Origin of the sequence: Paraburkholderia sp. JPY419 (genome assembly GCF_050435705.1) — a bacterium.
GTDB lineage: Bacteria > Pseudomonadota > Gammaproteobacteria > Burkholderiales > Burkholderiaceae > Paraburkholderia > Paraburkholderia youngii.
In genome coordinates this window covers 533,362-558,556 of record NZ_JBNDKV010000001.1, presented here as the reverse complement: position 1 = coordinate 558,556, position 25,195 = coordinate 533,362, and the positions used below count along the sequence as shown (strand labels likewise).

Sequence of the window (25,195 nt, the reverse complement as noted above, 5' to 3'; positions counted from 1 at the left end):
GCGCTCGTCCTCCGCCATCAGCGGGCCGTCAACAGGCCTTCAGTTTTTGTGAAGCCCTCCGACTGACGCAGGCGCGCGCCGGGCCAGCGGCCTTCGCGCACCAGTTCGCGCGCGACGTCGGCGAGCACCACGCGCGCGGCGAGCCCCGCAGGTGAAAGCTCGTCGTCGGAGATGCTCGCGATCATATTGGGCCGCACGGCGAAGCTTTCGGACACGGACACGCTAGCCAGTACCGCGTTCTCCGGCCGCGCGAGTGCGGCGCCGGGCTGGATGGTCGCGGCGATGCCCGTGCGCACGACGTCCATCAGCAGCGCGAGGCCGTCTACTTCGGCCGCGATGTTCGGTTCATATTTGGCCCGCTTGAACGCGGCGGACAGCAGCGAGCGCAGGCCGTGCGCGCCGCTCGGAAGAACGAGGGGAAGCTTGCCGAGTTGCCCGAGACGCACGCTCGCGCCCGACGGCATGCCTTCGAGCTCGTGCCGGCCGATCACGAACAGCCGCTCGTCGAGCAGCGACACGACGCTCCAGCGCTGCGCGGGCTCCGGGCGAAACAGCACGGCAAGATCGATCTGGCGTGCGCTCAGCATCGACGCGAGATAGCCGGACAGGCTTTCGACGATGCGCAGCCGCACGTCGGGATAGCGCGCGCGCATGGCCTGCATGAAGGGGACCCCGAGCACGCTGGCGGTGCTCGGCGCCATGCCGACGCTGACGTGGCCCGAGAGCCGGGCAGCGCGCGCGGCGAGCGCCGCGTCGTCGATATGACGCAGCGCGAGTTGCGCCTGACGCCAGAACGCGAGACCGGCATCGGTCGGCACGACACCGCTGGAGGTGCGCTGCAGCAGGCGCGTCGACAGTTCGCCTTCGAGGCGGCTGATCTGCTGACTCAGCGCGGAAGTGACGACGCCGAGTTCGAGCGCGGCCTTTCCCATGCTGCCGTGTTCGACGACGCTGAGGAAATAGCGTAATTGTCTGAGTTCCATTTCACGATCGGCGTGGACGAGAATCGGGGCTATTGTCGCAGATTGGAAATGGGTACTGACGGCGGGTCACGGCTCGCGTTTACGTGAATACCTCGCGATCATCCGCCGGGGTGACGGTCGGTGAGTTATCCGCTCGATTGGCGACGGAGGTCTGGATTTTCGCCGGTCATCCGCCTGATGATTGCGAGCAGTTCCTCGATATCGACGGGTTTGACGAGATGCGTATCACACCCCGCCTCCGCTGAGTGAGCCACGTCCTCAGGCTGTCCGTATCCCGACACGGCGACGATTTCAACGCGCTTGCCGCCCGCCAGATGCTCCCTCAGCCGACGCGCAACCTCATAGCCGCTGATTCCCGGCAGCCCAAGATCGAGGAACACGATCTGCGGCTCGAACGCTGCGGCGATCTGAAGCGCGTCTTCGCCGCTGTGTGCGGTGCGCACATCGTGCGCGTCGAGAATCATGGCGAGCGATAGTGCGGCGTCGCTGTTATCTTCGACGATCAGAACACGCAATGGGTCGGACGCCGGCCGACCGGCCTCGGCACCGTCCTTCGCGTCCTGGTGGCGGGCCTGGCAAACGGGTAGACGTATTTCGAATTCACTGCCTCTGTTCTTGCCTGCGCTCCTCGCGGCAATGGTCCCGCCGTGCATCTCGGTCAGCGTCTTGCACACCGACAGCCCGATCCCAAGACCGCCCCTCGATGGCTCGCCGTGGCAGGAACCCTGTACGAACAGATCGAACACGTGAGGCAGTGCGTCGTCCGAAATACCCGTGCCCGTGTCCGACACCGTCACGGAGACTTCCTGCCCGACGAGCGTCGCGCATACGACGATCCTGCCACCGTCGTCGGTGTATTTGATCGCGTTATCGAGCAGATTCGAAAATGTCTGGGTGATCCGCGCAGGGTCGCCGTGCACGTACACCGGGTGCTCCAGCGGCAGACGCACGATGTCGTGATGCCGCTGCGACGCAGCCGGCATCGTGATCTCGAGAGCGTGGTCGAGTGCCAGCCTGATATCGAAGACCTCGCGCTTCAGCTCGATCTTGCCGGTGGTGATTCTCGATACATCGAGCAGGTCGTCGATCAGATGCGACAGGTGACCGGTCTGGCGTTCGATCACATTGCGCAGCCACTCGCGTTTGGCGGGATCGGCTCCCGCGCTGTGACCCAGCAGATGTGCGGCGTTGCGCACGGGCGCCAACGGATTGCGCAGCTCGTGCGCGAGCGTGGCCAGAAAGATGTCCTTGCGGCGATCGGCGTCGCGCAGTTTCGCCTCCGCGTCGGCCCGCTCCGTCACGTCGCACAAGCTGCCGATGAACGTGTAATCGTCCTGATGAATGGGCGGTCGCAGATACCCGAACATTTCGACGGTCCTCAGCGCACGATCGGTTATGCGGTGTAGCCGGAACGCGACATGCACCGGTTCGCCGGAGACCCGCCGGGCCTGGAAATGGCGTCGCAGCAGTTCGACATCGTCCGGATGAACGACCGACGTCATGAACTCGGTTTCCGTCAACGGGCCCCTGTCCTCGGGCTGCCCGGTGATTTCGTACATCCGGCGGTTTTCCCCACACGCCTTGTCGCGACGCGCCACACCACTCGAAGATGCCGATGCCGGCCGCGCTCGTCGCGACACGCAGCCGCTCCTCCGTGAGCTTCAGCGCGGTCAGCGCCGTGCGCAGGCTGTCCTGTGCCGCCGCCACCTCGGCCGCCTGACGTTGCATGTAGGCCTCGATCGCGTTTTCGATCATCGCGCGAAACGTGCGCTCGACAATGTCGTGCGCCCGCATGTGAACATCGACGGAAGCGGCGACGGGACCGAAATACGCGCGGATCTCGTGCTTCAGAAAGCGCTGCATCAGATCCATGTTGCGAAACAGATCCGTGACCCGCCAGTCGTCCGGCCAGAACCTGCCGGGCTGCGCGATACCTACGCGATCGGTTAAAGACGCGTCGCTGTCGGCGACCAGCAAGGAAGCGCATACCTCGGCCAGCATGTAGGCGAAACAGGCAGTCAGTCCCTGCCCGCTGTCCGCACCGGGGTGCGCGCCCTGCTCCGAAGTCTCGGCGATCCAGCGCTGCATCAGCTGCTCACGGGTACGCCCCAGCCTGCGCGCCAGCCCATTTAGCGTGATCGCGCCTGGGGAATCCTGGTCGAAATCCCGTTTCATCGAGGCGCCCCCGGACAAGCGCGGTGAGCCCGCGATGCCGCCCTGGCACGCTGGCTTATGTCATTCAACTTCTCTCTCATGGCCCGTTTTTTATCGGATATGTCGCTTGCGACTATTAATAGTCTCGATCGGCCGAAGTCGGACCCCGGCCCGCCGCAAATCGCCTCACACTGTACCTGCTGCCGGGCGGCGGTTTAACCGAGACAAACCCGCAGCCGCGTCTGGCGAGGCTAGACCAAACGCGTGACACTTACGGGTAAGATTGCCGGAACGCGATCAAGACGAAGGAGCCATGACGATGGAGGAACCTCGGAACTCGACGCGGCACAAGGGCCCCAAGGTCGCGTTTGCCCTGCAAGGCGGCGGTTCGCACGGCGCGTTCACGTGGGGTGTGCTCGACCGTCTGCTGGAGGCTTCGTCGCAGGCAATGCCACTCGATATAGCGGCAATCAGCGGCGCGAGCGCGGGCGGCATCAATGCGACGCTGTGCGCGGCGGGTCTCGCAACCAGCGGGGCAACGAAAGCACGCGACATGCTGCGCGCGTTTTGGGAAGCGGTATCGCGCGCCGGCGCGCTGGCGGGCAACGCGCTCCTCGGCTTTTCCGAACCTGGCCCATTCGGCGGCTGGAATATCGACTGGAATCCCGCCGCCATCATGCTGGAGGCCGTCGGACTCGTCGCTTCGCCTTATGGCAATCCGTTCTACCGCGATCCGCTCGGGCCGGTGATCCGTTCCGCGCTCCCCGAGCACGATCTCGCCGCGCTCAATACGACGCGCGACGGCCCGCAACTATTCATTTGCGCAACCGACGTACGAACCAACCAACGCGCAATCTTCACCCGCCCCGCTATTTCGATTGACGTATTGCGCGCTTCCGCATGCCTGCCGAACGAGTTTCGCACCGTCAGCGTGAACGGCATACCGTACTGGGATGGTGGTTATCTGGGCAACCCGCCTTTGGCGCCGTTGATCGAGCATGCCCAGGACCTGATTCTCGTGCTCGCGAATCCGTTCGTGCGCCACGATATGCCGCCCAAAGATGCGCGCGGCATTCTCGAACGGCTCAATGAAATCGGTTTCAACGCGTCCGTGGTGCTGGAGATCAACGCGATCGAAGCGGTCAACCACGTGCTCGATTCCGTCGGCGAGGAAGCGGCGCGCAAGAGCCGCTACAAGCCCGTCAGGTTTCACCTGATTCGAGACGACGAATTTTTGGCGAAGTTCGGATTCGTGTCGAAGAGCAGCACGTCCTGGTCATTGCTCAGCACGCTGTTCGAGCGTGGCCGTGAAGTCGCCGACGTATGGCTCGAGGGCGGCTACGCGAAGCTCGGGCAAGCGTCTTCGGTGGACGTCAAGGCTTCGTTGATCGATCCGACGCTCAAGCACAGCGGCAACGCGAGCGCGCGACGAAACTGACATGGACGGACGGCGCATTTGACGACATCGCGTAGCAGGCTGGCGCGCTCAGCCTGCGGTGCTGTCAATCGCCTGCCCGCGAGATGACCTTGGCGATGGCCTGCGCCGCCGTCGCAACGTTGTTGTCATTGAGCGCGGCGACGCACATGCGCCCGGACCGGATCAGGTAGACGCCGTGCCGTTCGCGCAGCGTGTCGACCTGCTCCGCCGACAGCCCCGTGTACGTGAACATGCCGCGCTGCTCGAGGTAGCGCGCGAGCATCGTGTCCGGCACCTTGCCGCGCAGGCGTTCATGGATCTCCGCGCGCATGCGCATGATGCGCCTGCACATCGAGGCAAGCTCCTGTTGCCACGATTGCCGCAGCGCCGGTGTGGTCAGCACGCGCGCTACGATCTTCGCGCCATGCGCCGGCGGATTGCTGTAGTTGGCGCGCACGGCGCTCGTCAATTGACCCAATACGCGCGCGGCAATATCCGGTGACTCGCAAATCACCGACAGTCCGCCGCACCGCTCGCCATACAGCGAGAAGTTCTTCGAGAACGAATTGGCCACCAACGCCGGCACGTTCTGGCGCACCAGTTCACGAATCGCGAATGCGTCGGCGTCGATACCAGCGCCGAAGCCTTGGTACGCCATGTCGATAAAGGGCAGCAGGTTCCGCTTTCCAATGACCTCGATAAGCTGGACCCATTGCGCGTCGTTCAGATCGACACCCGTCGGGTTGTGACAGCACGCGTGCAGCAGGACGACGCTGCGCGCCGGCAGAGCGTCGATGGCCGATAGCATCTCTTCGAACTTCAGCCCGCCGCTCGACTCGTCGTAGTACGGGTACGCATTGACTTCGAATCCGGCGCGCTCGAAGATGAAACGGTGGTTTTCCCACGTCGGATCGCTGACCCATACCCGCGAGCCCGCAAAGTAGCGCTTGATGAAATCCGCACCGACCTTCAGCGCGCCCGAGCCGCCCAAGGTCTGCACGGTCGCGATGCGCCCCTCGGTACGCGCCGCCGAGTCGTCGCCGAACACCAGCGATTGCACGGCATCGCGGTAGTGGGCGAAGCCCGCCATCGGCAGGTACGGCTTGGGACCGAGTTCGGCGAGCAGTTGTCCTTCGGCCTCGCGTACCGCTTGCATCACCGGCAAGCGGCCTTGATCGTCGTAGTAAATGCCGATGCTCAGATTGACCTTGTGCTCGCGCGAATCCTTCGCGAAGTTTTCGTTCAAAGTGAGGATCGGGTCGCCCGCATAGGCATCGATGTGTTCAAACATGCTAGTTCCTTGAATCAGGCCAAAAGATTGCAAAAGCGCGGTGCCTAGCGCGTCGGCACGCCAACGGCAACCGAGGCGCCCGCCCGCCTGTTGCGCACGCGGTAGCCGACGCCCAGCGCAACGAGCCAAACGGGGATCAGGTAGACCGACATGCGCAGATCCGGTATCAGCCACATCACGACCAGAATGCCGGCAAGGAAGATCAGGCAAAGATAGTTGGTAAGCGGATAGCCGAGGCTGCGGAATAGCGTCGTCTCACCGGCGCGCGCTTTCGCAGCGCGGAAACGCAAATGAATGATGCTGATCATTGCCCAGTTGATGATCAGCGCCGAGACGACGAGCCCCATCAGCAGCTCGAATGCCTTGCCCGGCATCAGATAGTTGATTACCACGCAGGCGGCCGTCGCCACGGCGGACACACCCAGCGCGACGAGCGGAATCCCGCGCGCGTTGACCTTCAGCAGAGCGCGCGGCGCATTGCCCTGGCCTGCGAGGCCGTAAAGCATGCGGCTGTTGCAATAGACACCGCTGTTGTACACCGACAGCGCGGCGGTGAGCACCACCGCATTGAGCACGTTGGCGACGAAGTTGCTATTCATCGCGTGAAAGATCAGCACGAACGGACTACCGCCCGCGACGACTTTTTCCCACGGATACAGCGACAGCAGCACGCCGAGTGCGCCGACGTAGAAAATCAGGATCCGGTAGATCACCTGGTTGGTCGCGCGCGGGATCGTGTGCGAAGGATCTTCGGCCTCGGCGGCCGTAATGCCGACGAGTTCCAGTCCACCGAACGAGAACATGATGACGGCCATCGCCATCACGAGACCCGACACGCCGTTCGGGAAGAAGCCGCCGTGGCGCCACAGATTGGTCACGCCCGCCTCAGGACCCGCATGGCCCGAAATCAGCAGATAGCCGCCGAAGCCGATCATGCCAACGATCGCCGCGACCTTGACGATCGAGAACCAGAATTCGAGTTCGCCGTACGACTTCACGCTCGTGAGGTTGATCGCGTTGATCACGCCGAAGCACACGAGCGCGGAGACCCACGTTGGCAGTCCGGGCCACCAGTACTGCATGTAGATGCCAACGGCCGACAGTTCGGCCATGGACACGAGCACGTACAGCACCCAGTAATTCCACCCGGAAACAAAGCCGGAGAATTGCCCGCAGTACTTGCCTGCGAAGTAACTGAAAGAACCTGCGACGGGTTCGTCGACGACCATTTCGCCGAGTTGCCGCATGATAAAGAAAGCGACGATGCCCGCGATCGCGTACCCAAGCAACACGGACGGCCCAGCCGTCTTGATGGTCTGCGCGATGCCGAGAAACAGGCCCGTGCCGATTGCGCCTCCTAGCGCGATCAACTGAATGTGACGATTCTTCAGGCCGCGCTTTAGCGTGCCCTGTTCCTGGTGTGCCACGATGTTGTCTCCTGTGTCCTGCGGTTGGTTCTGGACGCCACGCCTCGCTTTTTTCGCCTGCTCGCGTCAGAGCAGGCGAAATATGCCGAGGCCTCACAGCCGACGCTTGTGACGCCGGTGCCGTGTCTTGCCGGGATAGGTATGGTTGAAGCGGCGATGAACGGGTTGCATGCGCGTCAAACTTTCAGCGTGCCCCGCTCGATCTGATCGCGTTCGAGCGACTCGAAAAGTGCCTTGAAGTTGCCTTCCCCGAAACCTTCGTCGCCCTTGCGCTGGATGAATTCGAAAAAGACGGGGCCAAGCAGCGGTTTGGAAAAAATCTGTAGCAACAGGCGCGGCGATCCATCTGCAGTCGTTCCATCGAGAAGAATGCCGCGCGACTGCAATTCGCCAACCGGTTGACCGTGGCCTGGCAGGCGCGTTTCGAGCGCATCGTAGTAGTAGCTGTTCGGCCCGGTCATCAGCGGCACGCCAGCCATCTGCAGGTTGTCGATCACCGCGATCAGATCGTCGGTCAGGAAGGCGATGTGTTGAATGCCCTCGCCGTTGAAGGCCATCAGGAATTCTTCGATCTGGCCGCTCCCCTTGCCGGATTCCTCGTTCAATGGAATGCGGATCTTGCCGTCCGGCGCCGTCATCGCCTTCGACGTGAGCCCCGTGTATTCGCCCTCGATGTCGAAGTAGCGTAGCTCCCGGAAGTTGAACAGCGTCTCGTAGAAGTTGGCCCAATAGGTCATGCGGCCGCGATAAACGTTGTGCGTCAGATGATCGACGAGGCGCAAGCCATGACCGGCCGGCCGACGCTCGACACCTTCGATGAACTCGAAATCGATGTCGTAGATCGACTTGCCGTCTTCGAAACGGTCGATCAGATAAAGCGGCGCGCCGCCAATGCCTTTGATTGCCGGCAATCGCAACTCCATCGGACCGGTTGCGATTTCGATCGGCTGAGCGCCCAGCGACAGCGCGCGGGCGTAGGCCTTGTGCGAATCCTTCACGCGAAATGCCATGCCGCACGCACTCGGGCCATGTTCGGCGGCAAAGTAAGCGGCCTGACTATTGCGCTCACGATTCACGATGAAGTTGATTTCGCCTTGGCGGTAAAGCAGCACGTCTTTCGAACGGTGGCGAGCCACCAGTGTGAAGCCCATCTGCTCGAACAGCGGTTCGAGGACATTGGGTACGGGCGAGGCAAATTCAACGAATTCGAAGCCCATCAGTTGCATTGGATTGTCAAACAGGTCGGCCATGATTTCTCAGGTTCAGCGGAGGATGAATGATTGGTGGTGATCGACGGGCACTGACTGATGCGGAGGCATGTTGGAAAAATGCAAGAAAATTTCCCCATTCGTCACGCAGGGAAAGGCCCTCGAGCCACCTGCTCATCTGACCATTCTCCCAGCACACGCGCTCGCGTCGCAGCAACATCTGGAATCAGTTTAATTTTTTATCGATGCAATAGGATTTCCTAGCGGACGCAGACAAACCCTGATTTGTGCATTAACATTTCATTTCACTGCGGAACGAGGAAATAAGAGTGCATACAATCGACATCGACCGAATCGACGTGCGTTTGCTGGAGATTCTTCAGTCGCAAGGGCGCATCTCCAATCTCGAGTTGGCGGAGGCGATCAAGCTTTCGCCCGCGCAAACGCTGAGGCGTCATCGCCGGCTCGAGGAAATGGGCGTAGTCAAGTGCTACGAGACGCGGCTCGATGCGCAGCTGCTGGGCTTCGGCGTGGTGGCTTTCATCCAGGTGACGATGGAGCGAGGCCATGTGCGCGACCTGTCGAAGTTCAAGCGAATGATCTCGGAACTCACCCAGGTTCAGGAATGCTTCGTCGTAACGGGTGATATCGATTACATGCTCAAAGTCGTCGCGCACGACCTGAAAGCGCTGTCGGAGTTTCTACTGGATACGTTGATGCGTATTCCGGGCGTGAGCGGAGTCAAGTCCAGCGTTTGCCTCGATGAAATCAAATGTACAGGCGCTGTCCCGTTGGCAGCCTGGTGAATCGACTCGGAGACCGTACTGACGCGGGTTTGTTTCCATGCAACATGGCCCTGTTTTGTCGCAAACCTCGACACCAGGATGCGGCGTCTCGGCGCAGGCCGAAGCCTCAGCATGCCGCCAGGGTTCGTGCAGCGTGTTCCGCCGCGATAGGGCCCAAGCGCCCCGCAACCCGTTCGATAGCCGCGATACGACTGATTGCCGCGCGGTACGTCTCGTCGATACTCCGCTCCCCATCCAGCGCGACGACGCCATTGACGTCGAACACGGCGCGATAGGCCGCCACCTGACGCGTCAGAAAATTCATCGGCGGCGGTTGGTCGTTCACGTCGTTCCTTGAGCGCACGCGGCGGTGTGAAGTCGCGCCGGAAACGTTCAGACCAAAGGCGACGTCGGGACGCAGCACATGGCCAGCGATGCTGCGGAGCACCGGCGCAGTCTCAGCCGGATCGGATCGCGTGCCGATCTCGGCCTGAGAGGTGAACACGTAGCGGTCGCAAAAGACTACGTCGCCGCGTTCCAGTGCCGGTATGACCGTGTCGGTCAGATGCTGGACGAGGTCGCCCATGATGGACAGCAGAATGCCCAGCATGTCGACGCGACGTACGCTTGCATCGGGCTCCGAGCTCGCTTTACGGGTATGCCAGTGGCTGTCGACCATATCCCGGAACACCGCATCTTTGCGGATGCGACTGGTCGGCGTAAACGTCGTCACGCAGTTGAGCCCGGCACAAGTGCACGCGCTTTCGAGCTTTTCCATCAGTGAAGACTTCCCGGCCCCATCCACGCCGCACAACGTGACCAGCACGCCCGGATAAGCATGCGGTTTGAGCTCGAGCGCTTCGAACACGGCATTCGACATGAAATCACCTCAGACCATCACTTCGCGACTCTCCGCAAACACCTCGTCACGGGCCTCGATCGGTGCGAGCACCGCGGTGAAGTGCTTGAGCATCGGCGGCGCCGAGACGATGCGCATACCGCGGATCGAATCGCGTCGCTGGTAGACCCGGATCAACGCCGCCGCAACCGCCGCGAGATGGCTATCGGTGTAGACGCGGCGAGGAATGGCGAGCCTCAGCAGTTCCAGCCTCGGGGCGCTGACCGCGCCCGTCGATGGATCTTCTTTCAGGAACGCCAACGAACCCAGACCGACGGCGCGCACGCCGCCCTCCAGGTAAAGCTCGGAAGCCAGCGCCTCGGCTGGGAACTCCGAGCGCGGCACGTGCGGCAGGAAGGCGGCCGCATCGACATACACCGCGTGTCCACCGGTCGGCCTAAGGATCGGAACGCCGCCGGCAAGCAGTGTGTCCCCTAGCCGTTCGACCTGACCCACGCGGTGTTGCAGGTATCTGTCGTCGACCATCTCGCGCAGACCGATCGCGAGCGCTTCGAGATCGCGGCCTGCCATCCCTCCGTAGGTGACGAAGCCTTCGTGCAGCACGAGCAGCGGCACGACCTGCTCGTAGAGCGCGCGCGACCGTGTCGCGAGCAAGCCGCCGATGTTAACCAGCGCATCCTTTTTGCAACTGAACGTGCAGCCGTCGGCGTAGGAAAACTGCTCCTTCAGAATTTCCGCCACCGACCGGTTCGCATAGCCGCTCTCGCGCTGCTGGATGAAATAAGCATTCTCCGCGCAGCGCGCCGCGTCGAAGTACACGGGAATCGCAAACTCATCGGCCAACGCTTTCACCGCGCGCAGGTTCGCCATCGATACCGGCTGTCCGCCGCCCGCGTTGTTCGTCAGCGAAACCATGATGAGCGGAACGTTGTCGCGTCCTTCGCTCTCGATCACGTTGCGCAGTTTCTGCACATCCACGTCGCCCTTGAACGGATGCTCGACAGAGGGTTGGTAGCCGATTTCGGCGACACACGATATCGCGGTCCCGCCGGCAATCGATACGTGCGCCTCGGTCGAATCGAACGGCGCGTTGAACGGCACCACCTGGCCCGGGCGCACGAGGGTCCGGAACAGGAAGTGCTCGGCCGGCCGTCCCTGGTGAGTCGGCAATACGTATTCGAAGCCGAGCATGTCCCGCACCGCCTGCGTCAGCTTGGTAAAGCTGCGGGAGCCGGCATACGACTCGTCGCCGGTCATGATGCCCGCCCACTGGTTCGCGCTCATCGCGGAGGTGCCGCTGTCCGTCATCAGATCGATATAGACGTCGTCGGCTTCGAGGCGAAACACGTTGTACCCGGCAGCGGCAAGCCGCGCCTGCCGTTGCTCGCGGTCGATCAGCCTGATCGGCTCGACCATCTTGATCCTGTACGGCTCAGGCTGGCTGTTTTCTAAAAGCATGCACTTCTCCTGCGTTGAAAGTACACGGGCCAGCGGATGGCTGGTCGCTTCGGGCATCACATCCCGCGTCAGGCGCTTTGCTCGATCGGCAAAATCTCGATCGGCGTCCAGTCCGGAGCGCCGCCGTCCGCGGACGCGCGGTGACAAGCGCGCGCGTTATGGGCCGCTTCGAAGCGTTTCTCGATCCGGTTCAGGATCGACCAATACGCGCCGCGTTCGCCTTGCGCGATCGCTTCGACCAGCGCGTCGTTCGCGTTGTAGTTGAACAGGCTCGCATTGGTCCCGAAGAACCGCCGGTCATTGCCGATCAGATCGGCAATGAACTGCTGCGGGTCCGGGCCCAATGCGGTCGGCAGATAAAACACCGGGTGCAGCAGATCGTCGTTGCCTTCGATATGGCCGTGCAGATTCGGATTCCCGGCATGGAGGCCTTCGCGGCGGATCATCTGTTCGAGCTCGGTGCCCGGGAAGATCCTCAGCCCGACCGTGACCGAAACGCGCTCCGGATCGACCCGCTTGATGAACTCGATGGTCTCGCGAGCGGTCTCCTGCGTCTCGCCGGGCGCGCCGAACAGCAGTTCGATGATGTGCTCCAGACCGTGGCGCTTCGCGGTATTGACCGCATGTTCGATGTCGGGAGCACTGAAGGTGCGGCGCAGTATCTTCAGCATCGTTTCGCTGGCGGTATCGACGCCGAAGTTCATGCCGACGCAACCGGCCGCTTTCATCGCGGCCGCGAGTTCGTCGGGAAACGGCCGCGGCATCCCGTACGCATACCACTGGATTTTTCCGGCGAGCCCGTGCCGGATGATGGCCGCGCACAGCGCCATCGGATGCGCGACGCTCAGATTGAATTCCGAGTCGTTGATGTGAAAGACGTTGACCCCGCGCTCCTCGAGCGATGCCATCTCGGCGACGACGTCATCGGGTTCGCGCATGCGCACCGAGCGGCCTTTGATCAGCGGCTCGACGCAATAGATGCAGGAGCGATTGCAGCCGCGTTTCGTTTCGATGCCGATCTGGCCGCCTTTGGCGAAATAGTGCGGGTTGTTGACCAGCTCGCGTTTGTGAGGCCCTATGCTGGCCAACGGTCCGCATGTGTTGGGCGCGAGCGGCGTGGCGTGCACACCGGCCGTATCGCGGTAAACCACGCCGGGTATGTGCGTGAAACTGCTGCCTTCTTCGAGGCAGGTCAGCAGTTCGGGAAAGCTGAATTCGCCCTCCCGAACGATGCCGAAGTCCGCGTCGAGGTACGCAAGCAGTTTTTCCGGCATCACCGAGTAGCCCGCGCCGCCCATTACGATCGGGACCGCGCGCGCACGCCGAAGCATCGCGACGATGTCCCTGATGCGTTCGAGAAAGCTGTAGCCGCTGGAGAAATAGACGTCGTCGGTATTTCGCAGCGTCACCCCCCAGTAATCCGGCGCGGCGGTGTGACAGTGCTCGGCAATGGCCGCCTCGCAATCGTCGGAGAAGCACAGGTCGAGCAAGTTGAGCTCGAACCCTGCACGCTCCATCGGCGCCGACAGATAGTCGAAGGCAATCGGCGCAATCGCCGGCTTGATCTGGTTCGTGTTGACGAAGGTGACGCGCTTGGCCATGTTCGATCAGTCTCAGTGGAAAGTTTCGCGAGGGTTCGCAAGGGGTCGCGCAAATGCGCGGCTAGACGGCGACGTCGATCGACATCTTCTGGCCCGCGCGGGCCACCGTCATCTCGCTCATGAATTCACTGAACCGATGCAGCATCACCGCCGAGAGGTGCTTCGCCTTTTCCTCGCAGTCGGAAAACGCATAGAAGCCCGGACCCGCGCTGCTCATCCCCGCGTACACCGCGCCCTCGCGTTGCATCGTCTCGTCGAACTCACGCATCACGTCGGTCCGGAAGATGCCTTCGAGCACCTTCATGTTGCTCATGCTGTTGAGTTCCCAGCCGTGCTTCAGAAACGCGAACAGGTCGTTGCGATGCAGCGCCGGTCGCAGTTTCTGTTCGATGAAGTTGCGCCACGCGGTGCCATAGCGCTTCTGCCACTCGACGAAATGCGTCGGCACGAAACCGGCCTCGGTGGTGCCGGACATGTCCGCGCCTTCGCCATGCGCACGCAGCGCTTCGGTCGATAGCGTGTCGTAGTTGCCAACGGCGGTGGTCACCCACAGGTTTTCCGAACTCAGGTTGCCGAGGAAACGGCCGTTGCCGTGTTTCTCGTCGACCCAGACCAGCCCGCCGAAGAACAGGCACGCTTCGCCGACGCCGGTCTCGAGGCCGAAATACACGTGCTCGTCATCCTTCGCGGTCTCGACGTAGTTGCGGGTGATCATTTCCCACATGTCGTGCGGCGAAAACGGTGAGCCGAACAACGCGTTCAAGCCGGCGAGCGTCGCGGTGTTGAACGACACATTCGAGCCGAAGCCGCTGTGCTGATGCTGGATGCTGCGCAGCCGATCGACACGGATGTCGTCGCGTGCATAGCCGACCGTTCGCTTGAACAACTCGAGCATGTGCCGCCCGCTCGGCACGTCGCAGCCGCCTTCGCCGTTGTTCGTCTTCGTGACGGTAATCCGGTGTCCGACCGTGCTCGTCGATACGCCGAGTCCGCCGCCGCCGAAGCCGGGCATCATTTGCATGAAGTCGAATACGGCGAAGTGAAGGCGCCCTGGCACCGAGACTTCGGCACGATCGTAGCTCGGCACCGCGTCGCGCTCCCAGTGCGGCAGCACAGTCAGATTCGCCCCCGGCAGGAACTGCCCCGCTTTCGCCTTCCAGGCCTGATTCATTGCTCTACCTCCGTCCTCGTGAGTTCCAGGAATTCCAAAGGGCACCACCCGTTGTTCGCGCTCCTGGTGCACTGTTCGTGCCAGGCATTCTTTTGCTGCGCGAAGTGAGTCCCCGTCAGAGGCAATGACGCAAGCAGGCAGCCAGATTTCAAAAGATCGAGCGATATATCCGAACGTTTAGATGTTTGGACGTTGGCATGTGAACCGGGCCGGTATCAGACGTCGTGCAGTCGAGCTGCAACCAACAGATCTCCTTCGGATGTTGGCCCGGCACCGACATTCAGGAGGCTGCGAGGGGTTTTCCTCCAACCCCGCCTTTTGAGATCTGGGCACTTCGTTCCGTTCTTGCAGGGGATGAGGACGACTTGCGTGGTGCCAACGGATGACTGGCATGAACCCTGCAAAAAGCGTCCGCAAGAAGTGGCACCGGTCGATCGCCACTCGTGACCCGCCCTCTTGATCTTTGCCGGGAGCCGCAGATGACAGCAACTTTGAAGGACGACGCGCTGGCGCGACGCCACATCGATTGGCCGCGCGCGTTGCGAGCGATCAAGGCGTTGAGGGAGAACGTAGACGACATTCAGCATGCCTACGAAGTGATGATCGCGCTCGATGGCGGTCAGATGGAGACGATGTACCAGCGCTTTCTGAGCGAGCCGGGCGCCGGCGCGCTGCTTGCGGAGCAGCCGTCGCTGCTCGACACGCTCGCCGATTCCGGCACGCTGCTGCGCTTGCCGCCCGGCTCGTTCGGCCGCGCCTACATGGCGATGATGGAGCGCAGCGGCTACAGCGCCGATGGTCTGCTGCAAGCAAGCCGGCTGGCCGCCGGTCTCGAAGAAATCCTGCCGGGCCCGGACCGTCAGTGGTTCATCGAGCGCAGCGGCTGCATTCATGACCTGCTGCACGTGTTGACGGGCTATGGACAGGACTGGGCCGGCGAGACCTCGCTTCTCGCCTTCGACTGCGGCCTCGAACCGATGCGCGCGCGCATCGTCGGTCTGCTCGGCACCGCGCTGACCGCGCCGTGGTGGCCGAACTTCTGGGTCCATCGTTTTCTGCGCCGCGCGTGGCTGCGTGGCAAGCGCGCGCGCATTCCCCTCTCATACCGCTGGGAAGAAGCGTTGGAGCGGCCGCTCGCACTCGTCCGCCTGCAACTGGCGATCGAGCCGGTCGCGCTCGCGCATCCCCAGGGCATCCTGGCCGGCGGCCAGACTCTGCCGTGGCGCTACGCGGCGCCGAGCAACGCGTGAACGGAAAGGAACCCAGCATGGCCAGCACACCGAAACATGCGTCGATGCGCAACACCGTATTCGGCATCGTACGCACGCAGTTACTGCGCGTCTGCCGCGAGCATCAGCGCGACTTCAACGCAGAGATTCACCTCGAGAGTTCGCTGATCGCCGATCTCGGCCTCGACTCGCTATCGCTCGTCGAAGCGGTGGTCGCGGTCGAGCAGGCATTCGGCATCGACCGTCTGCCGCTAGAAGCGTTGAACGAAGAACACGCCGAAACGTATTTCACGGTCGGCTCGCTCGTGGACCTGTGCATCCGGCACGCCGCCATCCGCGTGGACGCCAACGAGGGGATGCGTACATGAGCCCGCGCCTTTCGCTGGCCACCGCGCATGCAAGACGTGGCCGGCTTGCGGCTGCGGCAGTTGCGCTCGGCAGCACGCTCGGCCGCTTGCCGCTGGCCGCAGAAGCGCTGCCGATCGCCGGCGCGTTCGTCTGCTCGCTGCTGCTGTACGGACGGATCGCCGACGTCGCCGTTGAACCGGGCTGGCGTGTGCTGGCCGGCCTCGTGTCCTTTCTCCTGCTGTTCGTCCAGCTCCGCTTGATCGACGATCTCGACGATCTTGAACGCGACTATCCCGCCGGGCACGCGCTGTTGGCGCGCCGCGAGGCACGACGCACACGTCTTGTCGCCAGCCTCGCGACATGCGCGCTGCTGCTCGTTGCACTAAACACCGGCATGGGGCACGCGAGGACGGCCGCCGCTGCGGCCACCGCCCTCGCCTTCGCCGCGCCGTTCGTATTCAAGCGGCTGCTCCCGAGCTGCCCGTTGCTGTGCTTTCCCGCATTCGAGGGGGCCCCCTTCGCGGTCTTCATATACGGCTATTTCTGGTGGCGCGACATGGCTGGCCGCGAACTGAGCTTCTATGCCGTGACGTGCGTAGCGGGCTCGATGTGGACCGGCTACGAATTCTGGAAGTTCTCGCGCAAAGTCGGCACCACCGCACTGCAGCCCTATCACCTGTCGGCGCGCGAAATCCGCGTCGCGCTGAATCTCCTGCTGATGCTCGCGCTCCGCATCAACGTGTCGCTGTCGCGCCTCGCAGGCCTGTCGCAAACCTATTCGATCTATGCGGCGACGCTGCCACTCGTATGGCTCGTCTGGCTCAACGCGAGTTGGCCGGGCCCCGCGGGCAGGCCGGGCCGGCCACGCTGGGCGGGCACGCGCTTCATCGTCGCCGTCGAGCTCGGACTGCTGGCCGAGATTCTCCTCAAATGACACGCAACCCTGGATGGTCACCCACGATGGATAAGCACGTTCTCGTCACCGGTGCGCGAGGTCTGTTGGGCGCCGAAGTGATCGCCCGGCTCACGGCAATGGGCTACCCGGTCGTCGCATTCCTGCGCTCCGAAGGACCGGTTGTCCGCAACGACGGCACGCCGCTCGCGGCAACCACGTACGACGGCCACCCCCCTGCAGCCGGAACCTTCGCATGTGTGCGGGGCGACGTCGCCGAACCCCAGCTTGGGCTCGACCCGCACACCTACGAGGCGCTGCGCGCGACGACGGGCGCGATCGTCCACTGTGCCGCGCTCACCAGTTTCGGTCGCAAGCCCGAGGTCTACGACGCGATCAACTTTCGCGGCACCGAGCGCATCGTCGAGTTCGCGCAACCTCGCGACGACGCGCCGATACCGCTGCTTTACGTGAGCACCGCCTATGTCTGCGGCGAGCGCCCCGGCGTGTTCAGCGAGGACGATCTGGACCTCGGCCAGCGGCTGGGCAACCCGTATGAGCAGAGCAAGTACCGCGCGGAACAATCGGTGCGAGCGGCGATGCGCAGCGGTCTGCCGGCCGCGGTGCTGCGCCCGTCGATCATCGTCGGCGACTCGGCGAGCGGCGTGATCCGCAAGTTCGACACGCTCTACACCGTCGTGCGCCTAACAGCCGCGGGACTCGTGCGCACGATGCCAGGCGACTACGGCGCGACGCTGAACATCGTGCCGATCGACTGGGTCGCCGACTGCGTCGTCGAGGCACTGGTGAAGTTCCCGCTGGTGCGCGGACGCACGCTGCATCTGACCTCGGGCGCGCCGACCACGCTGCGCGAAATCAACGACGTCTGCGCGGAGTTCCCGTCGTTTCACGTGCCTCGCTATGTGCCGCGGCATGTGTTCGACGCCGCCGCGATGAAGCCGCTCGAGCGGCGCTACTACGACGAGGTCGTGAAGCTGTACGAGTCGTACCTGACGCGCCAGGTGCGCTTCGCCCGCGACGCGACCGCCGCGATCCTGCCGGCCCTGCCTCGCGCGACGGGCAAAACGCTGCTGCGCAGGATCTTCCGTTATGGGATCGCGGCGGGCTACTTCGTGCCGCGCACGGCTTGACGCTCAGGGAGCCTAACCATGTTGATGACCGATCCGATGCTCGCCGAGCTCTGGCAGAAAGCGCGCGCCGCGTTGAGCGCCCAGTTCGAACAGCGGGCACCGAGCGCCGTCTTTCTCGAAGGCTCGATCGCCGAAGGTTTCGGCAACGAGCGCTCCGATGTCGACTTCGTCGCGATCGTCGATAGCGGGCTGGAGCCGGCCACGATGCCGTACATCCTGTTCATCGACGGCCGCCGCATCGAAGTCAGGTTGCTGAGTCCGGCGCGCCTGCGCCGCGAGCTCGCGCAGGTTCGCGCCGCGCTCGGCAAAGGGCGTCGCGCGGTCGCGCGCCTGTCGTGGAATCTGCTCGAACGGTGCCAGCGCTTCATCGGCGCGCTGCCGATCGACAACCCGGCATTGATCGAAACGCTGCAAGCGGAGCTTGGCCGCGACGCGCTGTGCGAGGCGGTGGCGCTGTGGTTCGAGGATTTCGCGCGCCAGACGGGGCGCTATGCGGTCGCGATGTTCGCGCTCGGCGAGCCCGACTACGCCCGCGCCTGGATCAGAACCGCCGCGTTCCATGCGGCGAAGAGCCATGTGGCGCGCGTCGGCGAGTGCTACATGAGCCCGAAATGGCTGTCGCTGCAACTCGAACGCGCGGCTGTCGACGCGGGTCTCGCCGGCCGTCTGTGGAACCTGCTGCACGCGCCGCGCGAACATGGCGCCGAAAGCTCGTTCCTCGCGACGGGGGTCGCGCTGCTCCGCGAGTTTGGCGTCGGCGGTGTGAGCCTCGCGGCGGAGAACGTGCTGATCGGCCCAGGCAAGGACGCGACGACCTGGCAGATCGGCGAACGGGTCCATGTGCTGCGAGGCGGCGACGTCTTTGCGCTCGACGACGAAGCCGCCCAGGCCTGGCGTGCGATCACCTTCGATACCCCGTGCACGGCCATCGCCAGCCGCGGCGACGCGCAGGCGGCGAGCCGGCAGCGGGCGCTGATCGCGGACTTCAGCCGGCTGGGTCTCGTCAGCCTGCGCTGGAAGGGCAGCGGAGAAATCCACGCACGACAGCAGGCGACTTCGACGCCGGTGTCCCGTGCGCCGTTGATCTCGATCGACGGCGCACGCCTCGCGGCCGGCCGCGCGAGCGGTGCCCAGTTGCTGCCGATGCCCGCCGGGCGCTTCGCCGAAGCGGGCCTCGAGATGGTCTGGGCCAACATCGGCCTCGAAAATGCGCGCGAGGACGCCCAGGGCGCACTGCGGCGCGGCCAATGGAAGGTGCTCGAGTACGCGCTGCAACGGATGATGCAAACCGCCTGCATGGTCACGCTCGGCGCGCACGGCGTGACGCCGCAGTCCACGATGGAAGAAGCGACGCTCGACGCGATCCGGCTGCTGCCTCTCGATGCGGCGCTGATCGACGGCATCCGCGAACTCGAACAGTGCTCGATCGGATCGGCACCGGATGCCGAGCGTTACGTCGCGCTGGCCGATGAGCTCGCGCAGCGTCTGCGCAACCTCGGCGGCGACCCGCAGTTTCCGGCGAGCTTCGATACGGCGTCGGGCTGGCGCGGCACGATCCACGCCGCCTACGACTGGATCAACCTCGGTGCGCATCTGCACGCGCGCTTTCCGCAGACCGCTCACGGCGGGCGGGGTACCGCCGAGGAAGCAAGAGACCTGCTCGCTTCGTCGAGCACCTGAGCAACGGGGACCTCAATGAATTTCGACACCATCGCGCGCGCATGCGGCGAATTCGAAGCGGGCAAGAGCTACGCACAGCGCGAGAGCTTCGACGCAAGCAGCAGCGCCGGCCCAACAGCATCGCCACGCGTGATCCTCACCGCGGCAAGTCCCGCCGAAGCCATCGAGCGGCTCGCCGGCAACAAGGGACGGTCGCTTCATCGGCTGGCGAACCTCGGTGTAGCGGTGCCGCGCTGGGCGATCCTCGGCACCGACTGCTTTGCGGAGTTCCGCCGCGACGGCGGCCTCGATCAAACCATCGCCACGCTGCTCAGCGACTTCACGCCCGCCAACGCCGCCGCGATCGCGAGCAGAATCTGCGAGGCCGTGCTGACGTGCGACATCAGCGCCGCGTTGCGCGCCGACATTGCACGCGCGCACGATGCGATCGGAGACGGACCGCTCGCGGTGCGTTCGTCAGGTGTCGAAGAAGACAGCGCGAGCTTCTCGTTCGCGGGCCAGTTCGACACGTTCCTCGATGTACGCGGGCTCGACTCGACACTCGAACACGTGCGCCGGTGCTGGGCCTCCGCGTATTCCGAGCGCTCGCTGCGCTACCGGCATCAGCACGGACTCGACATGGCCGGCGCCGACATGGCCGTGATCCTGCAGCGCCTCGTTCAGGCGGACACGAGCGGCGTCGTGTTCACGATCAACCCCGCCAACGGCAAGCGCGACGAGCTGGTGCTGAGCGCCGTCTACGGGCTCGGCGAAGGACTCGTGTCGGGCGCCGTCGACGCTGACACGATCACCGTGGACCGCCACACCGGGCAGCACAAGCAGGTGGTGATCGGTGAAAAACGCGAGCGTCATGACGGCCGCCACATCCGCGAGGTACCGGCCGCGCTGCGCGATGCTGCGGGCCCTTTCCAACGACGAGATCGAGCGCGTCGTGGCGGCGGCCCGCACGCTCGAAAACAAGTTCGGCGAGCCGCTCGATATCGAATGGTGTATCGCGGAGCACCAGTTGTGGATCCTGCAGGCGCGCCCGGTGACCACGCCGGTCGCACCGGCCCCATCGCGGAGCGGCGAATTCCAGCTGTGGGACAACTCCAACATCGTCGAGAACTATCCCGGCGTGACCACGCAGCTGACCTTCACCTTCGCGCAGCACGTCTACGCACAGGTGTTCCGCGAGTTCTGCCGGCTGCTCGCGATTCCGCACAAGCAGCGGCGCGAGATGGACGGCTTCCTCGGCTCGACGCTCGCGTTCCTGAACGGGCGCGTGTACTACAACCTGCTGCACTGGTACAAGCTGTCCGGGCTCGCGCCGTTCCAGGACCTCGGACGCAAGATGATGGAAGTCCAGATGGGCGTCGACGAGCCGCTCGATCTGGCGAGCTTCGCCGAGCTGATCGCGCCGTACAAGGCCGGCTCGCGCGCTGGGCTCGCCTGCATCCGCGCCGTGAGCGGCACGAAGTTCGCGTGGCACTTCGCGCGTCTGGAGCGCAACGTCGAGCGCTTCCGCGCGTTCTTCTATCCGGTCTACGACGAGTTCAACGCGCTCGACTATCGCTCGCTTCCCGCCGATGCCGTCTATGCGCACTACTGCCGCTTCGAGCGGGCGCTGCTGGCACGTTGGGGCATGATGATCGTGCTCGAGTCGGCGATCGGTCTCAGTTACGGCGTGCTCAGGCGCCTGATCAAGCGGTGGATTGCCGATGCGCCCGACTGGCTCGAAGTGGCGGTGATCGGCGGCATGGACGACATCGAATCGATCGAGCCGGTCCGCAGGCTGGCCGCGCTGGCGGAAGCCGTGCGGTCGAAGCCGCGGGTCGAAGCGCTGATCCGCAACACGCCGTCAGCCGACGCGTATGCGGCGCTGCGCGAATGCGGCGCGCCCGAGATCGTCGCCGACGTCGAGCGCTACCTCGCCGACTTCGCGTACCGCAGCAACAACGAGCTGAAGCTCGAAGAACCCGATCTGCGCGAAGACCCGGGTGTGCTGTTCGATATGTTGAAGGCCTCGCTCGCGCATGGCGCCGCGACAATCGATCGCAGCGCCACCGAAGCGCGCATCGACGCGTTGTTGCGTGAGCGGCTGGGTCCGCTGCAGCGCTGGATTTTTGCCCGCGCACGCGGCCGTGTGCGCGCCGCGATCCGGGCGCGCGAGACCGTGCGCTTTTGCCGTTCGCGCGCGTTCGGGGTCGCGCGCCGGATGTTCCGCGCGATCGGCGAGGGTCTCGCCGCCGACGGCGTGCTGGCCACAGGCCGCGACATCTTCCATCTGCGTCTCGACGAGATTCGCGGCTGCTTCGAAGGCACCGTGTCCCACCGCGAACTGCGCCCGCTCATCGAGCAGCGCAAGCGCGACGACGCGAGCTATCGCGCGATGGATGACCTGCCGCCACGCTTCGTCACGCATGGCCCCGTAGCGGCCTGGCTCAGCAAGCCGGCGAACCTCGCCGCGCTGCACGCGGCGCCCGCCCATGCGGCCGGCGCGACGCTGCGCGGCACGCCTTGCTCGCCGGGCTTCGCCGAAGGGCGCGCGAAGGTCGTGCGCGAAGCGAACGAATTCGACGGCGGCATCCTCGTCACCTATCGGACCGACCCCGGCTGGGTCCCGGTATTCGCGTCGGCGACCGGCCTGCTGATCGAGCGCGGCAGTCCGCTGACCCATGCCGCGATCGTCGCACGCGAAATCGGCATCCCGACCGTCGTGCAGATTCCGGGCCTCACCACGCGCGTGCAGTCGGGCATGCAACTCAAGGTCGATGGCCATAGCGGCGTGATCGAACTGCCCGAGCCGACCTGAAACGAATCCCCACCCCCTTGACTGACCACTGCAACCGCCCCTGAAGGAAACTGCCATGTACCGCCTGCTCAACGATCGTCGCGACCTGCCGCATCTGTGGCTCTACATCGAGTGCGCGCTGATATTCATCCCCGCCGCAGCCATGCTGTATTGGCTCGGCCACTTTCCCTGGTGGGCGGGCGTGGCCTATGTGCTGGTCTGGAACATGTTCGGCGACCGCTTCACGATGAGCTACCACTGCACGCTGCATCGGCGGCTCTTCAGGAAGAAGTACCGCGCGCTCGAAATCCTGCTCGACTGGGTGCTGTGCCCGTTCTTCGGCCAGACACCGGGCACGTTCTATGTCCATCACATGGGCATGCATCACATCGACGACAACCTGCCACGCGACCTGAGCTCGACGATGCGGTTTCAGCGCGACAGCGTCATCGGCTTTCTGCACTACTACCTGCGCTTCGCCGCGCTGGTGCCGGTCGAGCTCAGCGTCTATCTGTGGCGCTCGCGCAATACGAAGCTGATGCGGCAACTGCTCGTCGGTGAGATCGCGTTCTACGCGGCGATCGGCGCGGCCGCGTACTGGAACCTGCGGGCGACGCTCGTCGTGTTCGTGTTTCCGTTTGTGTTCGTGCGGCTGATGATGATGATCGGCAACTGGGTCCAGCACGCGTTCATCGACCCCGATCATCCGGACAACCCGTACACGAGCAGCACCAATACGATCGACTCGCGTTTCAATGCGCGCGTCTTCAACGCCGGTTATCACATCTATCACCACGTCCGCAAAGGCACGCACTTCAGCGAGCTCACGAAGGAGTTCGCCGCGAACCTCGAGAAGTACGGTCACGAGGATGCGGTCGTGTTCGATGGAATCGACATCGCGCAGATCTGGCTGCTGCTCGTCACGCGTCAGCACCGCAAGCTCGCCAGGCATTTCGTGCGCTTGCCGGGCGCGCCGGTGCGCAGCGACGACGAGGTGATCGCGCTCTTGCGTCGCCGTCTGCAGCCGATCCGCGACTGGTCGCCCGCTGCTTCGCTCGATCACGGAATCTCGACCAAGTAAGCGGGGAGCCGTCACCATGAACCTGACGCTAGTCGATGCCGTTTCAGCGCTGCCGCGCGGCGACGCTCGAGGCCTTCGTTTTGTCTCCTCGCACGGCGACGAGCACTACTATCCGTACGAAGCGCTCGAGCGCGAGGCACGCCAGCGTGCGCAAAAGCTCGTGGCACTGGGCCTGAACAAGGGCGACCGTATCGCGCTCGTGATCCTCGACCCGGAAGCGTTCATCCTGAGCTTCCTCGGCGCGTCGTTCGCCGGTCTGGTGCCGGTTCCGATCTTTCCGCGCGGAAGCCTGAACTTCAGAACCCGCGCACGTTACGCCGAAACCGTCAGTCACATCGTGCGCTCGGCAGGCGCACGGATGCTGCTGACGTCGAACTCGACACGCGAGACCATCGAGGACGTGCTGGCCGCCGACACCGGCCTCGAACGCATCGTGACCGTCGAAGCGCTGCTCGACGGCGAGCCACCCGCCTGCGATTTGCCCACGCTGCATCCCGATGACCTGTGCTTTCTGCAATACACGTCGGGCAGCACGTCGCTGCCGAAAGGCGTGATGGTCACGCATCGCAATCTGATCGCGAATGCGACAGCGTTCCTCGGACCGCGCGGCATCGATCTGCACGAGCAGGACGTCTATGTGAGCTGGCTGCCGCTGCACCACGACATGGGACTCATCAGCGTGCTGGGCGCGCTGATCTGCGACTTGCCGAGCGTGCTGCTATCAACCGAAGCATTCGTGCGCCGGCCCGGCCTCTGGATGGAGGCGATCACGAAGTACCGCGGCACGATCAGCTTCGCGCCGAACTTCGCGTATGCGCTCGCCGCGCGCCGCACCCGCGACCAGGACCTCGAAGGCCTCGACCTGAGTCGGCTGCGCGTGGCCGGCTGCGGCGCCGAGCCGATCAACGCGCAAGCGCTGCGTCAGTTCTCCGCGCGCTTCGAGCCGGCCGGTTTTCGCGCCGAAGCGCTGCTGCCGTGCTACGGGATGGCCGAGGCAACGCTCGCGATCACGTTTCACGACCACGGCCAGCCGATCGTCACCGACGTCGTCTATGCGGCACCGCTGGGGCTCGGTCGAGCGATACCGGCCGCGCGTGATACCAGCTTGCGCACGATCGAACTGGTCGGCTGCGGCCATTGCTTTCCCGGACACGAGCTGCGGATCGTCGACGAATCCGGGCGGGCGTTGCCCGAACGCTGCGTCGGCGAGATCGTCACGCGCGGGCCCAGCATCACCGTGGGCTACTACGGCCTCACCGAAGCGAGCGCCGACGCGTACCGCGACGGCTGGCTGCAGACCGGCGATCTCGGCTACGTCGCGGGCGACCAGCTCTATATCTGCGGCCGCAGCAAGGACCTGATCGTGATTCACGGCTCGAACCTCTATCCGCAGGACATCGAATGGGCGGTGGCCGAGTTGCCGAGCGTGCAAAGCCGCGGCGTGATCGCGTTCAGCGTGATGCGCGACGGCGACGAGACGCTGGTCGTCTGCGCCGAGGGCAAGCCCGCGGAGGCCACGGCGCTGCGCCGTGCGATCGCGCAGAAGGTCGCCGAATGCGCGGGCCTGCAGGTCGGTCACGTCGCGATCGTGCAGGCGGGCAGCTTGCCGCGGACTTCGAGCGGCAAGGTGCAGCGCCGCCGGACCAAGGCGCAGTTCGAAGCCGGCGAGCTGGAGGAACACTCGTGA

At 64.2% G+C, this 25,195-nt stretch carries 20 protein-coding genes and 1 pseudogene; 12 read left to right on the top strand and 9 right to left on the bottom strand.

Annotated elements, in window-relative coordinates; all coding sequences use genetic code 11:
• Positions 1-17: 17 nt before the first annotated feature.
• Entirely contained in the window at positions 18-983 is a 966-nt protein-coding gene (locus QFZ91_RS02615; RefSeq protein WP_429566145.1) for a LysR family transcriptional regulator, read from the bottom strand.
• 125 nt (positions 984-1,108) lie between these two features.
• Complete coding sequence (locus tag QFZ91_RS02610; protein WP_429566144.1) at positions 1,109-2,485, bottom strand: hybrid sensor histidine kinase/response regulator; 1,377 nt, start codon at positions 2,483-2,485, stop codon at positions 1,109-1,111.
• Here QFZ91_RS02610 and QFZ91_RS02605 point away from each other — a divergent pair.
• Both QFZ91_RS02605 and QFZ91_RS02600 read left to right on the top strand, forming a co-directional pair.
• Entirely contained in the window at positions 2,484-2,933 is a 450-nt protein-coding gene (locus tag QFZ91_RS02605) for a hypothetical protein (protein WP_429566143.1), read from the top strand. The genes QFZ91_RS02610 and QFZ91_RS02605 overlap by 2 nt on opposite strands.
• A gap of 523 nt (positions 2,934-3,456) precedes the next feature.
• The gene (locus QFZ91_RS02600) at positions 3,457-4,575 is read left to right on the top strand and encodes a patatin-like phospholipase family protein (protein WP_429566142.1); all 1,119 of its coding nucleotides are present in this window, start codon (positions 3,457-3,459) and stop codon (positions 4,573-4,575) included.
• Between the two features lie 64 nt (positions 4,576-4,639).
• Here QFZ91_RS02600 and QFZ91_RS02595 read toward each other — a convergent pair whose 3' ends face one another.
• The 3 genes from QFZ91_RS02595 to hppD all read right to left on the bottom strand — a co-directional run bounded on the left by QFZ91_RS02595 (position 4,640) and on the right by hppD (position 8,522).
• On the bottom strand, positions 4,640-5,845 hold the full coding sequence (locus tag QFZ91_RS02595; RefSeq protein WP_429566141.1) for an amino acid aminotransferase: 1,206 nt from the start codon (positions 5,843-5,845) through the stop codon (positions 4,640-4,642).
• A 44-nt stretch (positions 5,846-5,889) separates the two neighbouring features.
• On the bottom strand, positions 5,890-7,272 hold the full coding sequence (locus tag QFZ91_RS02590; RefSeq protein ID WP_429566140.1) for an amino acid permease: 1,383 nt from the start codon (positions 7,270-7,272) through the stop codon (positions 5,890-5,892).
• A gap of 176 nt (positions 7,273-7,448) precedes the next feature.
• Entirely contained in the window at positions 7,449-8,522 is a 1,074-nt protein-coding gene (gene hppD / locus QFZ91_RS02585) for a 4-hydroxyphenylpyruvate dioxygenase (RefSeq protein ID WP_368592888.1), read from the bottom strand.
• 287 nt (positions 8,523-8,809) lie between these two features.
• Between hppD and QFZ91_RS02580 the strand changes: the two genes are divergently transcribed.
• Entirely contained in the window at positions 8,810-9,286 is a 477-nt protein-coding gene (locus QFZ91_RS02580) for an Lrp/AsnC family transcriptional regulator (RefSeq protein ID WP_429566139.1), read from the top strand.
• 106 nt (positions 9,287-9,392) lie between these two features.
• On the opposite strand, the gene QFZ91_RS02575 is transcribed toward QFZ91_RS02580, so the two are convergent.
• The 4 genes from QFZ91_RS02575 to QFZ91_RS02560 form a co-directional block, all read right to left on the bottom strand.
• A complete protein-coding gene (locus tag QFZ91_RS02575) occupies positions 9,393-10,145 on the bottom strand; it encodes a dTMP kinase (RefSeq protein WP_429566138.1) in 753 nt (250 codons plus the stop codon).
• Positions 10,146-10,154: 9 nt separating this feature from the next.
• Positions 10,155-11,582, bottom strand: a complete 1,428-nt coding sequence (locus QFZ91_RS02570; RefSeq protein WP_429566137.1) for a tryptophanase — start codon at positions 11,580-11,582, stop codon at positions 10,155-10,157.
• Positions 11,583-11,650: 68 nt separating this feature from the next.
• The gene (locus QFZ91_RS02565) at positions 11,651-13,183 is read right to left on the bottom strand and encodes a B12-binding domain-containing radical SAM protein (protein ID WP_429566136.1); all 1,533 of its coding nucleotides are present in this window, start codon (positions 13,181-13,183) and stop codon (positions 11,651-11,653) included.
• A gap of 61 nt (positions 13,184-13,244) precedes the next feature.
• On the bottom strand, positions 13,245-14,354 hold the full coding sequence (locus QFZ91_RS02560; RefSeq protein WP_176383361.1) for a hypothetical protein: 1,110 nt from the start codon (positions 14,352-14,354) through the stop codon (positions 13,245-13,247).
• 479 nt (positions 14,355-14,833) lie between these two features.
• Between QFZ91_RS02560 and QFZ91_RS02555 the strand changes: the two genes are divergently transcribed.
• The 9 genes and pseudogenes from QFZ91_RS02555 (at position 14,834) to QFZ91_RS02515 (ending at position 25,195) form a co-directional block, all read left to right on the top strand.
• Complete coding sequence (locus QFZ91_RS02555) at positions 14,834-15,604, top strand: Coq4 family protein (RefSeq protein ID WP_429566135.1); 771 nt, start codon at positions 14,834-14,836, stop codon at positions 15,602-15,604.
• A 17-nt stretch (positions 15,605-15,621) separates the two neighbouring features.
• Positions 15,622-15,951 (top strand): acyl carrier protein, encoded by a 330-nt coding sequence (locus QFZ91_RS02550; protein ID WP_176383359.1) that lies wholly within the window; start codon positions 15,622-15,624, stop codon positions 15,949-15,951.
• Positions 15,948-16,865: a hypothetical protein gene (locus QFZ91_RS02545; RefSeq protein WP_429566134.1), complete on the top strand. Its 918-nt coding sequence runs from the start codon at positions 15,948-15,950 to the stop codon at positions 16,863-16,865. The genes QFZ91_RS02550 and QFZ91_RS02545 overlap by 4 nt, the downstream gene beginning before the upstream one ends.
• A 26-nt stretch (positions 16,866-16,891) precedes the next feature.
• Positions 16,892-17,974 carry an SDR family oxidoreductase gene (locus tag QFZ91_RS02540; protein WP_429566133.1) on the top strand — a complete coding sequence of 361 codons (1,083 nt, stop codon included), beginning with the start codon at positions 16,892-16,894 and terminating at the stop codon, positions 17,972-17,974.
• A gap of 18 nt (positions 17,975-17,992) precedes the next feature.
• Complete coding sequence (locus QFZ91_RS02535; protein ID WP_429566132.1) at positions 17,993-19,654, top strand: nucleotidyltransferase domain-containing protein; 1,662 nt, start codon at positions 17,993-17,995, stop codon at positions 19,652-19,654.
• A gap of 15 nt (positions 19,655-19,669) precedes the next feature.
• Positions 19,670-20,443 (top strand): annotated as a pseudogene (locus QFZ91_RS02530) (PEP/pyruvate-binding domain-containing protein); the annotation flags it as partial.
• Positions 20,444-20,504: 61 nt separating this feature from the next.
• Complete coding sequence (locus QFZ91_RS02525; protein WP_429566131.1) at positions 20,505-22,448, top strand: phosphoenolpyruvate synthase; 1,944 nt, start codon at positions 20,505-20,507, stop codon at positions 22,446-22,448.
• A gap of 55 nt (positions 22,449-22,503) precedes the next feature.
• The gene (locus QFZ91_RS02520; protein WP_429566130.1) at positions 22,504-23,508 is read left to right on the top strand and encodes a fatty acid desaturase; all 1,005 of its coding nucleotides are present in this window, start codon (positions 22,504-22,506) and stop codon (positions 23,506-23,508) included.
• A gap of 16 nt (positions 23,509-23,524) precedes the next feature.
• Positions 23,525-25,195, top strand: a complete 1,671-nt coding sequence (locus QFZ91_RS02515; RefSeq protein ID WP_429566129.1) for a fatty acyl-AMP ligase — start codon at positions 23,525-23,527, stop codon at positions 25,193-25,195.